Here is a 13965-nt window from a genome sequence, read left to right on the forward strand (position 1 = left end):
AGGCGCTACGTTAGTGAGGCCGCTGACGCCGTGCAAGCGCTATCTTGGGCCTGTCACAGGTACATCCCTCAAACCCTGCTATCGCTGTCGCAGGTTGCGAGAGGCCGCGACGTTATCCGGCCCCCGGCAACCTGATGCCAGCCGCCTGTGGCGGCAGTAGCATCGGTTTGCGGCTTACTTTGGCGGATTGATTTTTGCCGCCAGTGCATAGGCCCGTTTTGTCGCCGGACGGTTCTCGATGCGCTGGAACCATGCCTTCAATGCAGGGAAATCATCGAGGTTCTGACCTTGCCATTCATGGGGCACGATCCAGGGGTAAATCGCCATGTCTGCGATGCTGTACTCGTCGCCCGCCACAAACAGGCGACCTTCCAGTTGTTTGTTCAGTACGCCGTACAGTCGGGCGGTTTCATCCACATAGCGTTTCATCGCATACGGGATTTTTTCGGGCGCGAAGCGATTGAAGTGGTGGTTTTGCCCGGCCATAGGCCCCAGTCCGCCCATTTGCCAGAACAGCCACTGCAGGGCCATTTGCCGGCCGCGCAGGTCTTTGGGTAGAAACTGTCCGGTTTTTTCTGCGAGGTACAGCAAGATGGCACCGGATTCGAACAGCGACAGGGGGCCGCCGCCGTCAGCAGGTGCCTGATCGACAATAGCCGGGATACGGTTGTTGGGGGCGATCTTCAAGAACGCAGGTTCGAACTGTTCATTTTTACTGATGTTCACCGGGTGCACGGTGTAAGGCAGGCCGGCTTCTTCAAGGAACAACGGGATTTTATGGCCGTTGGGAGTAGTCCAGTAATAAAGATCGATCATGAAGGGCTCCAGAAGGGAATGTTCATGCAGTTACGGATGCCATCAAAGGTAGCCGTTTACGGTCTGTCAGTTTTACTCCCAATGGCAGGTCGGTTGAAAGGCCCGGGGCGGGGTACGCGGGTAATTTCGTGCGGCTGAAACAGCTGCGCCGCACCTGCCTTGAGGCGGGTGCGGCGCAGATGGGGCGTGCTGAGGGGATCAGGCGCCGTGGCACTTCTTGAATTTTTTGCTGCTGCCGCACGGGCAAGGATCGTTGCGGCCGACGTCTTTCAGTTCATTGCGCACAGGCTCTTGAGGCGCGTGGCCACAATGTGGGCCATGCACGTGGCCGTTGTCGTGGTCATGGGTGTGAGCATGATGATCATGATCGTGGTTGCAGTCTGGGCCATGAACGTGGGGTTGTTGGGTCATTACTCAATCACTCTGGAATAAAATCGCCGGGGATTATCTCGCCTTTGCGCATCAGGTGCACGTCGTAACCGAAGAACAAACCGGTTTCCAGTGTTCCTTCGAGTCGATAAGGGATGGGCTGGTCAGGGCTTTCAAGCAATTTCACCAGCGGTCGCACGTGTTGCCATAGGTTGGTGCGAATCGGCACCACAAACTCGGCATGGCTGTTGGGCTCAACGCTGAACCATTCGTGGTACTCACCTTCAGTCAATTGCACGGGCCCAAGGTAAACCTTGTAGGTGAGGCCACGTACGGTGAGTGTTGAATCGTTCGGGTTATCGACCCTCAGATGCAGCTTGAAGCGTTGCTCCAGCAATTTGGCCCGGATCAGTTCGACCTGCTCCAGGTGCACTTCAGGATCCTTGTCCGCCGAGTAGAACCACGATGTGCAGCCCGACAGGGCCAGAAGCGTCACAAGGGTGAAGGCTGTTCTGATTTGAACCCGATAATCCATGATTTACTCCCAACCAGGCCAGGCCTGAAAAAACTGCCGGCGGCCGGGGCAGCGCGTGGACCACGCTTGTACAGTTGCGTTGAATATCGGGCTCATTGACCAAAAAAACCGGCGCAGCATTTTTTGAATTTAAGACCGCTGGCACATGGGCAGGCATCATTACGTCCGACTTTAAGCGGCACCGTCGGGTCGATGAAGTACCAGCGTCCTGCGCTTTGTACAAAGGAGGAGCGTTCACGGTGGCTGTGTTCACCCTTGGTGTCGTGCCAGCGTGCAGTAAAGGTCACAAATGCATGTTCAGGTTGCCCTCCGAACACTTCGCTGCTTTCGACCTCAAGTCCCAGCCAGGTGCTTTGTGCACTCCAGTCAGCAATGGACTGGCGGTCCAGGCCCGGTTGCTGGACGGGAAGCGTGGTTGCAACCAGATAGTCAGTCAGGCCCAGTACATATGCGCTGTAACGTGAGCGCATCAGCGTTTCAGCGCCGGGAGCCGGATGCCCGGCGTGATAATGCCCGCAACAGGCGTCCAGCAAATTGCCGCTGCCACACGGGCAAATGGATGTGCTCATCGGCTTACCACCAATACTTGCCAAAATTTTCCGGATTGGCCCAAAACCTGGCATTCAACCAGTCGGGTACTTGTTTGTACTCGCGCAGATCATAAGTGAACAGGGTCAAAACCTGTTCGTCGCGCTGAAAGCGCTCATTGCTCTGCAGCGCCAGTGCGTAAAAGTCGGTTTCTTTCCAATCGCAAGCGGCCAGATCTGCGAGTACCGCGATGCGGCTGGCATTCAGATTACGGATCCCCCCCAGCAGTTCAAGCCCTGCGCGCTTGGGGAGGTGTTCCAGGCAGTCCACCACCAGCGCAAGGTCAAACCGTTGCGCCGCCAGATCGGCTGGCAGCACGCCGGGCGGTGTGCGGGCGATCAGCGCATCGGGATGCGCACTCTGAAACGCCGCCAGTGCCGGAAAGTGGCTGGCGCCGACTACCAGCAGGCGCTGGGGAGCATAAAGCTCAAGCAGTGCCGCCAGTGCGTGTTGTGGCGTACGTGTGGAAATACCGGGCGTCATCGAAAGTCCTCAATCAGAGCGTCCAGACTAGCGTGCTGCAGCCTGACAGCCTAGTTCTGTCTGAATACAGGGCAAACGCGAAAGGCGCTTTCTGGCGCATCCCCCTCAGGGCGTCTTTACTTTCAGGGCATCGGCCAACGGCCGACCCTCAGGAGTGATCCCCTTATGAGCATCATCAGAACAGCGGTACCTTTGGTTGTTCTTACGAGCGTATTAACGGGCTGTGCCGGTTTGCAAAAAACCGACTGGCCTACCTGTGCCGCGGTCGGTGGTGTAGGCGGTGCGGCGCTAGGCGCGATAAAAAGCTCTGCTTGGGCCGGCGGCGGGGCTTTGTTCGGGGCCGGCATGGCAGCGGCCTATTGCTGGGTTTATGGTGATGGCGATACGGATGGTGATGGCGTTCCGGACAGCGGCGACAAGTGCCCTGACACCCCCAAAGGCCTTAAAGTTGACGCGGTGGGCTGCCCGATTGTTGCGGTGGTCGTGACGGAAGAGGTCGTGGTGGTTCAGGAAGAAACCATCGTGGTGCGTGATGTGCACTTTGAGTTCAACTCAGCCAGATTGACCGCTGCCGACAAGGACAAGCTCAATGTGATTGCGGCACGTCTGAAAAAAGACGCGGCCAATGCTCAGCTCAAGGTTACTGGCTACACCGATAGCGTGGGCAGCGAGGCTTACAACGTGAAACTGTCCAAAGAACGCGCGCAGTCAGTGGTTGAATACTTGATCGACAGTGGCCTGTCGCGCAGTCAATTCGTCTCCGTGGCAGGCGGCGGTGAATCGAACCCGGTTGCCAGTAACCAGACGCCTGAGGGACGCGCGCAGAATCGCCGGACCGAGATTCAAATCATTCGTTGAATCCGCTGTAACAGTGAATGCTGCCAGCGCCCAGGGAGGCGCTGGTTTTTTTGACGAGGTGCGGTAGCGGCTATTTTTTCTAATGGCCGCTGGCGTCCCCGTCATGCGAGCCGTTAATGTGCGCTCAAAGAAAAAACATAAAGGGGCCGCTGCATGAAGTTTTTTTGGGGGCTGGGGAAGCTTCTGACGCTGTTGTTCTGGGCAGTGGTACTGACCAATCTGCTCAAACCGCTGGTCAATCCGTTCGATTTGTTGATTAACCTGGCGGGCAGTTTGCTGGCGCTGACCCATTTGCTTGAGCTCATGCTGTTCAATGGCAGCCTGCGAGGCCGCCCGCATCCCTGGCGTGACCGCTTGTACATTCTTTTGTTTGGAATGTTCCATGTACAAACCCTTCGTACTTCCCGCGAGCGAGACATCCACCATGCGTAAGTTATGTTTGCTCGCTGTTCTGTGCAGTCCGTTTGCTCATGCAGACGCCGTGAAAGTTGAAGCCAACTCGTTGATGCGCTTGCCCGGCAATACCGGTGCCCTGCAGCTGGAAAGTCTCGAAGTGGCAGACTATGGCACGCTGTTGATACCGGCCGGGGTGACCCGGCTCGACATCGATCAACTGCACCTGGGCCATGAAGCCCGTATCACGATCGTGCCTGCCGAGCGTGGAATTGAGGTGCGGGTGGCCCGTGCGCAACTCGAAGACGGCAGTCAGATCAACGCTCGCGGGGCTCCGGGAACCTTTGAAAAAGCTGCCCGGCCTGCTCGCGATCTAAGCTTGCGGATCGAGTCGTTGCAAGCCCCGCAGCTGTCCGTCGATGCCCGCGGTGGCACGGGGGCGCCGGGTTTTGCCGGGCTGGATGGCGGCAACGGGGTTGCTCCGGGCTGCACCTGGGGCGCTGCCGGTGAGGGTGCCGATGGTGATGATGGCGGTAATGGGCAGACGGGCGCAGCAGGGGGGCATGTCCGGATCGAACTGCCTCGCGATTACCCGGCCGAACAAATTCTTGTCCTGGTTGACGGGGGCGCGGGCGGAAAACCTGGCCCGGCGGGTCGCCCAGGGAGCGGCGGCAAATCCAAAGGCTGCATCGTTTACCGTGCCGATGGCGGTAAATCCGGGCGCTCTGGTCTGGCGGGCCAACAGGGTGAGGCTGGTACGCCGGGCGCAGTGACGATTCAGCGGCTGTGATCGGTGCTGGAGATGTCGTGGCGCTCAGACTCCGCTACGACATCCCCCCGGCTTTGATGCCATCAAAACATAGGTCGTGCCGAGGCAATCGCCACCAGCACCAGACCGACAATCAAATTGATCCCGACCAGTCGGCGAATCCGGCCCAGGGCCGCGGCACCTTCTGACCATTGCCCGGCTTCCACGGCCTTGCGCAGCTCGGGCAGTTGCAGCGATTGAATCCGGATAAACAGCGCCACCATCACGATGTACAACCCCATCATGATCTGCACGTAGCGCGGGGCGGTCTCAAAGCCATTGAAGCGCAACTGCAGCAAGCCGACACCACTGATCGGTAAAATCACGACGGCGATCCATACCCAGACAAAAAAGCGCTTGAAGACTTCCACCCATAGCTTGAGGCGTTGCGGGCCTTCGAGGGCTGTCATGGCGGCGGGGCGCAGGACCATCCAGGCGAAGAACATACCCCCCACCCAGATCAGGGCGGCCAATACATGCAGGCTGTAGGTAAGAGCAAAGGCGGTCATTGGGGTACTCCGTTCGGCGCGGGATGAATTAGCGGGGTATGATAGCGGCCATTCGAACCACTGAAAATTTATCCAGCGTTTCTTGCGCCCGAAGAACCATGATTAGTAACGAACTCAAATCCCAGATCCAGGGCGCATACACGCGTTTTCTCGAAGCCAAGAGCCTCAAGCCGCGTTACGGCCAACGGTTGATGATTGCCGAAGTCGCCAAAGTGCTGGGCGATATCGACACCGACGAAGAAGGCCACCGCAGTGGCGAGCCGGCTGTGGTCGCCGTAGAGGCAGGCACCGGTACCGGTAAAACGGTGGCTTACAGTCTGGCGGCCATTCCAACGGCAAAAGCTGCGGGCAAGCGCCTGGTGATTGCCACCGCGACTGTCGCGCTGCAGGAACAAATCGTCTACAAGGACCTCCCTGACCTGATGCGTAACAGCGGGCTGAACTTCAGCTTTGCGCTGGCAAAGGGTCGAGGGCGTTACATGTGCCTGTCCAAACTCGACATGCTGCTGCAAGAGGGCCACGCGCAAACCGCGACGGCGCAGCTGTTCGAGGAGGAAGGCTTCAAGATTGAAGTCGATGAAGCCAGCCAAAAACTGTTTACCAGCATGATCGAGAAGCTGGCCGGCAATAAATGGGACGGCGACCGCGACAGCTGGCCCCAGGCGCTTGAAGACCAGGACTGGGCACGTCTGACGACGGATCATAGCCAGTGCACCAACCGTCATTGCCCGAACTTCGGCCAGTGTGCCTTCTACAAGGCCCGCGAAGGCATGAGCAAGGTGGACGTGATCGTCACCAACCACGATATGGTACTGGCGGACCTGGCGCTGGGAGGCGGAGCCGTGCTGCCGGACCCGCGTGACACGTTGTATGTGTTCGACGAAGGGCATCATTTGCCGGACAAGGCTATTGGCCACTTCGCCCACTACACGCGTTTGCGCTCGACGGCCGACTGGCTGGAACAAACCGCCAAAAACCTCACGAAGTTGCTGGCACAGCACCCGCTGCCGGGAGATCTGGGGCGTTTGCTGGAGCAAGTGCCCGAGTTGGCGAAAGAGATCAAGGCACAGCAACAATTCATGTTCAGCGCCTGTGAGCAAATTGCCGACTTCAAGGTCGGCGAGGAGCCCGAGGGTCGTGAACGCCCGCGCCATCGATTTGTTGGCGGGTTGATTCCCGATCACTTGCGTGAAATGGGCACTGAGCTGAAAAAGGGCTTCTCGCGCCTGACCGATCTGTTTACACGCCTGACCGAAATCCTCAAGGACGGCATGGATGGCGAGGTCAATATCGGCATTACCAGCAATCAGGCCGAAGAGTGGTACCCGCTGTTTGGCAGCTTGTTGTCCCGGGCTCAAGGCAATTGGGAGTTGTGGACCGCCTTTACCGTCGAAGACCCTGAAGACAACCCGCCGATGGCCCGCTGGCTGACTCTGGCCGAAAGCGGCTCGCTGTTTGACATCGAGGTCAATGCCAGCCCGATCCTGGCCGCTGAAATGTTGCGCCGCAACTTGTGGAACGTGGCATACGGTGCGCTGGTCACGTCGGCCACATTAACCGCCCTCGGCACGTTTGACCGCTTTCGCATGCGTGCAGGTCTGCCGAAAAAAGCGGTTACGGCAGTTGTACCCAGCCCGTTCCATCACGCCGACGCCGGCGTGTTGCGAGTGCCTGACCTCAAGGCCGATCCGCGGGATGCGATGGCTCACACCGCGGCCATCATCCGCGATCTTCCCGGGTTGGTAGAAGGATCTCGCGGCACATTGGTGCTGTTCTCGTCACGCAAACAAATGCAGGACGTGTTCGATGGCCTTGAGCGTGACTGGCGCAAGCAAGTGTTTATCCAGGGCAACCTGTCCAAACAGGAAACCCTGAACAAGCACAAGGCGCGGGTCGATGGTGGCGACTCCAGCGTGCTGTTCGGCCTGGCCAGTTTTGCCGAAGGCGTGGACTTGCCCGGTGCTTATTGTGAGCACGTGGTGATCGCCAAGATTCCATTTTCAGTCCCTGATGATCCGGTCGAAGCGGCGCTGGCTGAATGGATCGAAGCCCGGGGCGGTAATCCGTTCATGGAAATCTCGGTCCCCGATGCTTCGCTTAAACTGGTTCAGGCCTGCGGTCGTCTGCTGCGCACCGAGCAGGACCGCGGCACGATCACGCTACTGGATCGGCGACTGGTCACCCAGCGCTATGGCAAGGCAATCCTGAATGCCTTGCCGCCTTTCCGTCGCGAAATTTCTTGAGGCAAGCCGGCGTTAGCGCCGGCTTTGCTGTCTAAGCTCTCAATTACCACCTCACAGGCCGTCATCGGCCGTCAGGGAGAACCAGATCCATATGATTCGCCGTTCTTTGTCCGCCGTTTTTGCATTGATGATCGTGAGCCCTGTTTTTGCGGGGCCAGCCGGTCAACAGACGCTGTTCAATTTCGTACGCCCCGCCGATGTGGTGCAAGTGGCGACGGTGGATGCGTTCTTGCCGCAATACAATGCGGAGCAAACAGCGGAAGGCGAAGTTTTGCGTCGCGTGACCTTCAACCCGGCAGCGGCGCCCAGTTTGCGTTTAACCCCGCAGACCGGTGCGTGGGACTGGTCGCAATCGGAAATGATGACCCTGCGTCTGCAAAACGCCATGAACTGGGCGCTCACGCTTGATGTGACGGTGCAAAGCAATGACGGCAAGACCCTCACCAGCCGTGTCGACCTGCCCGCAGGGCCGGCGCAAACGCTGTTGTTGCCACTCCAGGCGAATTCGCCCCATACACAGGGCATGCGTGCTGGCCCTCCAATGCCCATGACGGTCGAGGGTCAGCGCATCCTGCTGGCGGCTAGCGAGGGCGAGATCGATCGCAGTCAGGTGGTGTCCGTGACCTTGTCAATCCCGCAACCCACAGCGGCCCAGAGCATTTTGCTGGAGCGTTTTGGGGTACAGGACGGTGAGGGTGTGATCAACGCCGTATACGGATCGATCGTCGATGGTTACGGTCAGTCGACGCGGGCCAAATGGCCCGAGCGGGTCACCAGCGACGCACAGCTCAAGGCAGCGGCAGCCCAGGAACAAAAGCAACTCAGCGGCTGGCTGGCAAAGCGCGCGGAGCACGACACCTATGGTGGATCGCTCAAAGGGCCGGCATTTGATGCCACCGGTTTTTTTCGCACTGAAAAGCGCAATGGGCGCTGGAACCTGGTCACGCCTGAAGGTCACCCGTTTTACTCTCTGGGCCTGAATGCGGTGACGGCCCTCGACAGCCAGACCTACGTTGGCGGGCGCGAGTGGATGTTTACTGATTTGCCCAAAGAGGGTGCCCCGCTGGCCGGTTACTACGGTACATCGGACCACCACAACGGCAACGGCGCCTCGCAAGGTCGAGGTTTTAACGCAGGGCGCTGGTACAACTTCTACGGTGCAAACCTGCAGCGCATTTATGGACAACCCTGCCCTGCGGCTGCCTCGGCAGAAGGGACAGCCCCCGGTATTCCGTGCGCGGCTGAAGCGTTTGATGCCAAGCGCTGGCAAACCCATACCCTGGATCGCTTGCAAGCCTGGGGTTTCAATACCATTGGCAACTGGAGCGATCCTGAGCTGGGTCTCAATGACCGCGTGCCTTACACCTTGCCGCTATCGATTGTCGGCGATTACGCCAGCATCAGCACCGGTACCGACTGGTGGGGTGGCATGCCTGACCCGTTCGACCCGCGCTTTGCCATGGCCACCGAGCGTGCCGTGGCCATCGCCGCTCGCGATCATCGTGATGATCCATGGCTGATCGGCTATTTTGCCGATAACGAATTGGCGTGGGCCGGTCCGGGCAACGATCCGAAATCACGCTATGCACTGGCCTATGGCACGTTGCGCATGACCACCGATGTTCCGGCAAAGCGTGCCTTCCTCAAGCAACTGCGTGACAAGTACCGTAACCAGCAAGGCCTGTCCAAAGCCTGGGGTGTCGATATTCCCGCCTGGGAGCTGATGGAAGACCCAGGGTTCGAAGCGCCATTGCCCACCCCTGAACACCCGGAAATCGAAGCGGACTATCAGCATTTCCAGAAGGTGTTTGCCGATGCGTACTTCAAGACCATTTCCGACTCATTGAAATGGCACGCCCCGAATCATTTGCTGTTGGGCGGGCGCTTTGCTGTCAGTACCCCGGAAGCGGTGGCGTCGTGCGCACAATATTGCGATGTGCTGAGTTTCAACTTCTATACCCTGCAGCCGCAGGATGGTTATGACTTCGCCAAGCTGCGCGAACTGGACAAGCCTGTGATGATTACTGAATTCAACTTTGGCTCCCGCGACCGTGGCCCGTTTTGGGGAGGCGTAACCGAAGTGGCCAGCGAAGAGGCCCGTGGGCCGGCTTATGCCAAGTTCCTTAAGCAGGCGGTGGCGCAGCCCTCGATTGTCGGCGTGCACTGGTTCCAGTATCTGGACCAGCCGGTTACCGGACGCTTGCTGGATGGCGAGAACGGCCACTTCGGCATGATCGGTATCACTGACCTGCCTTTCACCGGCTTTGTCGACAGCGTACGCAAAGCCAACCTGCAGGCCATTGACCAGTTGAGCCAAGAAGCGGCCAAAGCCAGGATTGCTGCCGAAAGCGCACTCAAAGCGCCGCGTCACACTCCTGCGGAGGGTGGCAGCGACCGCTCTGGCTCGGGGCATGCAGGTGGACACTCGGGCAAAGGTCACTGATCCATGAAACCCGATCAGCGGTGATGTATTACATCGCTCTCGGGTTTTTGGCGCTTTCCTAAATAGCATGTGTGGCTAAGGTCCTCCATTCAATTGAATGGAGTCTTCGACATGGAAGCGAAAGGAGAGTGTGAAAGTGGGTTCGAAGCTGTTCAGCAAACCTTCGAGGGTTCGCAAAAGCCAGGAGCAGGGCCGGGCGGTCCGGTCAGCTTCGCGGCCCCGCACTGCGACGTGAATTTCGACTTTGTTACGACCACCATGGGTAGCCATGTGCTGATGGATCCTCGAGCGAAAATACTGGCTGAACTGGTTTACGGCGCGCGCTGAGCGCAGCCCTTCCTGATCCGGGGAGGGCGATTTTGATGTGGCCTGTCGAGGCTGGTCTTTTCACAAAAAATGGACGGTTGCACCGGTAGTCTCTTCGCGCGCTGCTAATGAGCAAAAATGTTCGCAACGTGTTGTTTGTGCTGTTTCAAAATCTTACAGGTACTGGAACAATGCACGCCTTGTAAAGCCATGCTTGATCCAGGAGGTTGGGGTGCAGATTCAGGGTTTTCACGACCTCAGGTTCGAAGCTGTACGTGAGGCATTTGCTGATCTGTTCAATGATCCGCAAGAGCGGGGTGCGGCTCTGTGCATTCAGATTGGCGGCGAAACGGTGCTCGATCTCTGGGCTGGAACTGCAGACAAGGATGGTGAGCAACCCTGGCACACTGACACGATTGCCAATCTGTTCTCGTGTACTAAAACCTTCACCGCGGTGACGGCGTTGCAGTTGGTCGAAGAGGGCAAGCTGGAACTGGATGTACCGATAACCCGCTATTGGCCTGAGTTCGGTGCGGCAGGCAAAGAGTCCATCACGTTGCGTCAATTGCTGAGTCATCGGGCGGGCTTGCCTGCGTTGCGAGAACTGATGCCGCCTGCTGCGCTGTACGACTGGCAAACCATGGTCGATGCGCTGGCAGCAGAAGCCCCCTGGTGGACGCCGGGGCAGGGGCATGGGTATGCCGCGATCACGTATGGCTGGCTGGTGGGTGAACTGATTCGCCGGGCCGATGGCCGCAGTGCAGGCCAGTCGATTGTGGCGCGCACGGCCATGCCGCTGGGGCTGGACTTTCACGTCGGGCTGGCGGACGAGGAGTTTTACCGGGTCGCTCATATTGCCCGCAGCAAAGGCAACATGGGGGATGCAGCGGCGCAGCGGTTGTTGAAGACGATGATGCATGAGCCTGCAGCCATGAGCACTCGGGCATTTACCAATCCGCCGTCTATCATGACCAGTACCAACAAACCGGAGTGGCGGCGCATGGAGCAGCCGGCGGCCAATGGCCATGGCAATGCCCGGAGCCTGGCCGGTTTTTACAGCGGTTTGCTGGATGGCCGTTTACTTGAGGCCGAAATGCTGGAGCAACTGACCCGGGAACACAGTGTTGGCCAGGATAAGACCTTGCTGACACAAACCCGACATGGGCTAGGCTGCATGCTGGATCAACCGGATGTTCCCAATGCGACATTCGGTCTGGGGGCAAAAGCGTTTGGCCATCCGGGAGCGGGAGGTTCTGTGGGGTTTGCCGACCCTGAGCGCGACGTGGCGTTTGGCTTTGTCACCAATACCTTGGGTCCTTACGTGCTGATGGATCCACGGGCTCAAAAACTGGTGAAGTGCCTGGCGGAGTGTCTTTGACAGGGCATTTGTAGTCCGTAGGTCGGAACCATGTAGCTTTTATGCGTTCAATACGGTTTTTTAGTGGGCGTTGTGCCTTTTTATTCTTAATTCATTGTGTGGATATTCAATGTCATCTAATAAGACCCTCGCTTTGGCTCTTTGCCTGGCCATTACTGGTTGCGCACAAACTCCGCAGAATGACGCCGAGGGCGGCCACAAATGGTGGCAGTTGGGCTCCTCTGACGAGGTGTCTGCTCCGGCGGATAAAAAGGTCGCTGCAGCGGCGGCCAATGTGCAGGATAAGGAAGTGACCAAACCTGTGGCTAAAGCGGCTGCCACGGCGAAGGACAAAGACTTAACCGAGTCAGTGGCTAAAGCCACGGCTACAGAAGACAAAGGCCAGGACAGCGGCTTCAACTGGTGGCCTTTTGGTGCGGACAGCGCCAAGAAAGACGCTCCGGCTGAGAATGCCAAAGTAGCTGCTGCCCCTGCAGCGGGTGCAACCTCTGAAAAAAACTGGTGGTGGCCTTTCGGTAGCGATGCCAAGGGCTCGAAGAGCACTGCATCCAAAGTCGTGCCGATGCCCGATCCAAAAATCACTCAAGCCTGGCTGGACGAGTACGAGCCACGGCTGCGTGCGGCGATCAAAGGTACGAACTTGCAGCTGGAACGCCGTGAAAGCCTGCTGGTGATTGTGGCCGCTGCCGACAGCTCGTTTAAAGCCACCCGCCCGGACTTGTTGATGCCATCCATGCTTGGCCCGTTCACTCGCGTGGCTAAAGTGGTTGAAGGCGATCCGAAAACCGCCGTACTGGTACTGGGGCATGCCGATGCTTCGGGTGCCATGGCCGGCAACACCAAGCTGAGCCTGGATCGTGCCAGATCAGTCGCTGCGATTTTCCGTATGAGCGGCTTGCAAAGCAACCGACTGACTCTGCGGGGGATGGGATCTGTCATGCCGCGGGCGGCTAACGACAGCAATGAAGGGCGGGCACTTAACCGTCGGGTTGAAATCCTCATGACTCCTCAAGCGACCATGCTGGCTTTGGTCAGCAGGTACAGTCAGCCGGCTTTGTCGCCTGCTGAGTTGGCGGCAGTGCAACCGGCTGTTGTTGCCCCAACGATTGCCAAGAAGAAAGCGCCGGCCAAGAAAAAAGCCGTTGTTGCCAAAAAAGCAGCGCCTGCCAAAAAGGCCGCCAAGCCAGCAGCCGCTAAAAAGCCTGTGGTCGCTAAAGCGGACACAAGCAAGAAAGTTGCTGCTAACGACCAGACCAAGAACTGAGTGATTCAGGGAAGGATTGCGTCATGAGTCAAGCGCTGGCAGATATGCGCCGTGATTACACCCGTGACGGGCTGGTCGAGGCTCAGGCCCCGGCCGAGCCTTTTGCGCTGTTCCGTCAGTGGTTTGATGAAGCGGTCAAAACCGAACAGCCGCCTGTTGAAGCCAATTCGATGACCCTGGCGACAGTCGATGCAGAAGGGCGCCCGCATTGTCGGGTGCTGTTGCTCAAAGGGCTGGATGAACAGGGTTTTACCTTTTTCACCAACTACACCAGCGCCAAAGGGCAACAATTGTCGGCACGTCCTTTTGCCGCCATGACCTTTTTCTGGCCTGCGCTCGAGCGCCAGGTGCGTATCGAAGGTCGAGTGGTCAAAGTGACACCTCAGGAGTCCGATGCCTACTACCAGGTGCGCCCCTTGGGCAGTCGGATTGGCGCCTGGGCTTCGCCGCAAAGCCAGGTGATTGCTGATCGGGAAGAGCTCGCCGAGTTGCTAAAGGCTACCCAGGCTCGCTTCAATGACACTCAACCGCACTGCCCTGAGCATTGGGGCGGGTACCGGTTGTTACCCGAACGGATCGAGTTTTGGCAGGGGCGGCCGAGTCGCCTGCATGATCGCCTTAACTATCGACGTGAGGGGACAGACTGGACTCTCGAGCGATTGGCGCCTTGAGGTCATAATCATTCGCCGCGGCTTGCAGCACAGTGTGCAAGTCGCGGCGTTTTACTTTGTGCGTACGGGCCAATGCCAGGCGCTGCAGCATAAAGACCTTCTTCTCAGGATTGTTTCCTGCCAACGACAGCGCCAGGTCGCGGTCCATCCAGCGCTTGATGCGCACATAAAGCCACCCGTGAAAATACAAGCCTGCGGCTGTGGTGATAAAAATAATGAAATAGTCCATGACAATTCCTGTGCCGGGTGAGGCGCATGCAGCTTTTACGCGCTACCCTTTGTGTAATTTCGAAATGGTTGT

At 58.2% G+C, this 13965-nt stretch carries 16 protein-coding genes; 9 read left to right on the top strand and 7 right to left on the bottom strand.

Annotated elements, in window-relative coordinates:
- Positions 1–174: 174 nt before the first annotated feature.
- From DQN55_RS04975 to DQN55_RS04995, 5 genes are all read right to left on the bottom strand, one after another.
- Positions 175–816, bottom strand: coding sequence for a glutathione binding-like protein (locus DQN55_RS04975; RefSeq protein WP_048378022.1), 642 nt, complete (start codon positions 814–816; stop codon positions 175–177).
- Between the two features lie 198 nt (positions 817–1014).
- Entirely contained in the window at positions 1015–1227 is a 213-nt protein-coding gene (locus DQN55_RS04980; protein WP_074702860.1) for an SEC-C metal-binding domain-containing protein, read from the bottom strand.
- A 7-nt stretch (positions 1228–1234) separates the two neighbouring features.
- Positions 1235–1720: an LEA/WHy family protein gene (locus DQN55_RS04985; RefSeq protein WP_048378020.1), complete on the bottom strand. Its 486-nt coding sequence runs from the start codon at positions 1718–1720 to the stop codon at positions 1235–1237.
- A gap of 92 nt (positions 1721–1812) precedes the next feature.
- Entirely contained in the window at positions 1813–2289 is a 477-nt protein-coding gene (locus DQN55_RS04990; protein ID WP_048378019.1) for a YchJ family protein, read from the bottom strand.
- A gap of 4 nt (positions 2290–2293) precedes the next feature.
- Positions 2294–2791, bottom strand: coding sequence for a DUF6231 family protein (locus DQN55_RS04995; protein WP_048378018.1), 498 nt, complete (start codon positions 2789–2791; stop codon positions 2294–2296).
- Positions 2792–2956: 165 nt separating this feature from the next.
- Between DQN55_RS04995 and DQN55_RS05000 the strand changes: the two genes are divergently transcribed.
- From DQN55_RS05000 to DQN55_RS05010, 3 genes are all read left to right on the top strand, one after another.
- On the top strand, positions 2957–3649 hold the full coding sequence (locus tag DQN55_RS05000; RefSeq protein WP_048378017.1) for a PA1041 family peptidoglycan-binding anchor lipoprotein: 693 nt from the start codon (positions 2957–2959) through the stop codon (positions 3647–3649).
- A 153-nt stretch (positions 3650–3802) separates the two neighbouring features.
- Positions 3803–4081 carry a DUF1145 domain-containing protein gene (locus tag DQN55_RS05005; RefSeq protein ID WP_048378016.1) on the top strand — a complete coding sequence of 93 codons (279 nt, stop codon included), beginning with the start codon at positions 3803–3805 and terminating at the stop codon, positions 4079–4081.
- A complete protein-coding gene (locus DQN55_RS05010) occupies positions 4074–4832 on the top strand; it encodes a hypothetical protein (RefSeq protein WP_048378015.1) in 759 nt (252 codons plus the stop codon). The genes DQN55_RS05005 and DQN55_RS05010 overlap by 8 nt, the downstream gene beginning before the upstream one ends.
- A 62-nt stretch (positions 4833–4894) precedes the next feature.
- On the opposite strand, the gene DQN55_RS05015 is transcribed toward DQN55_RS05010, so the two are convergent.
- Entirely contained in the window at positions 4895–5359 is a 465-nt protein-coding gene (locus DQN55_RS05015) for a CopD family protein (RefSeq protein ID WP_048378014.1), read from the bottom strand.
- Between the two features lie 98 nt (positions 5360–5457).
- Between DQN55_RS05015 and dinG the strand changes: the two genes are divergently transcribed.
- The 6 genes from dinG to pdxH all read left to right on the top strand — a co-directional run bounded on the left by dinG (position 5458) and on the right by pdxH (position 13664).
- Positions 5458–7602 carry an ATP-dependent DNA helicase DinG gene (gene dinG, locus DQN55_RS05020; protein ID WP_048378013.1) on the top strand — a complete coding sequence of 715 codons (2145 nt, stop codon included), beginning with the start codon at positions 5458–5460 and terminating at the stop codon, positions 7600–7602.
- Positions 7603–7693: 91 nt separating this feature from the next.
- The gene (locus tag DQN55_RS05025; protein WP_048378012.1) at positions 7694–10045 is read left to right on the top strand and encodes a beta-galactosidase; all 2352 of its coding nucleotides are present in this window, start codon (positions 7694–7696) and stop codon (positions 10043–10045) included.
- Between the two features lie 111 nt (positions 10046–10156).
- The gene (locus DQN55_RS22365; protein ID WP_048378011.1) at positions 10157–10372 is read left to right on the top strand and encodes a hypothetical protein; all 216 of its coding nucleotides are present in this window, start codon (positions 10157–10159) and stop codon (positions 10370–10372) included.
- A gap of 211 nt (positions 10373–10583) precedes the next feature.
- On the top strand, positions 10584–11729 hold the full coding sequence (locus tag DQN55_RS05035) for a serine hydrolase domain-containing protein (RefSeq protein ID WP_048378010.1): 1146 nt from the start codon (positions 10584–10586) through the stop codon (positions 11727–11729).
- A gap of 109 nt (positions 11730–11838) precedes the next feature.
- The gene (locus DQN55_RS05040) at positions 11839–12993 is read left to right on the top strand and encodes an OmpA family protein (RefSeq protein ID WP_048378009.1); all 1155 of its coding nucleotides are present in this window, start codon (positions 11839–11841) and stop codon (positions 12991–12993) included.
- A 23-nt stretch (positions 12994–13016) separates the two neighbouring features.
- Positions 13017–13664, top strand: coding sequence for a pyridoxamine 5'-phosphate oxidase (gene pdxH, locus DQN55_RS05045; protein WP_048378008.1), 648 nt, complete (start codon positions 13017–13019; stop codon positions 13662–13664).
- Here pdxH and DQN55_RS05050 read toward each other — a convergent pair.
- A complete protein-coding gene (locus DQN55_RS05050) occupies positions 13612–13893 on the bottom strand; it encodes a hypothetical protein (RefSeq protein WP_048378007.1) in 282 nt (93 codons plus the stop codon). The genes pdxH and DQN55_RS05050 overlap by 53 nt on opposite strands.
- Positions 13894–13965 lie beyond the last annotated feature (72 nt).

The sequence above is a fragment of the Pseudomonas taetrolens genome (genome assembly GCF_900475285.1).
In the GTDB taxonomy this organism is placed as follows: domain Bacteria; phylum Pseudomonadota; class Gammaproteobacteria; order Pseudomonadales; family Pseudomonadaceae; genus Aquipseudomonas; species Aquipseudomonas taetrolens.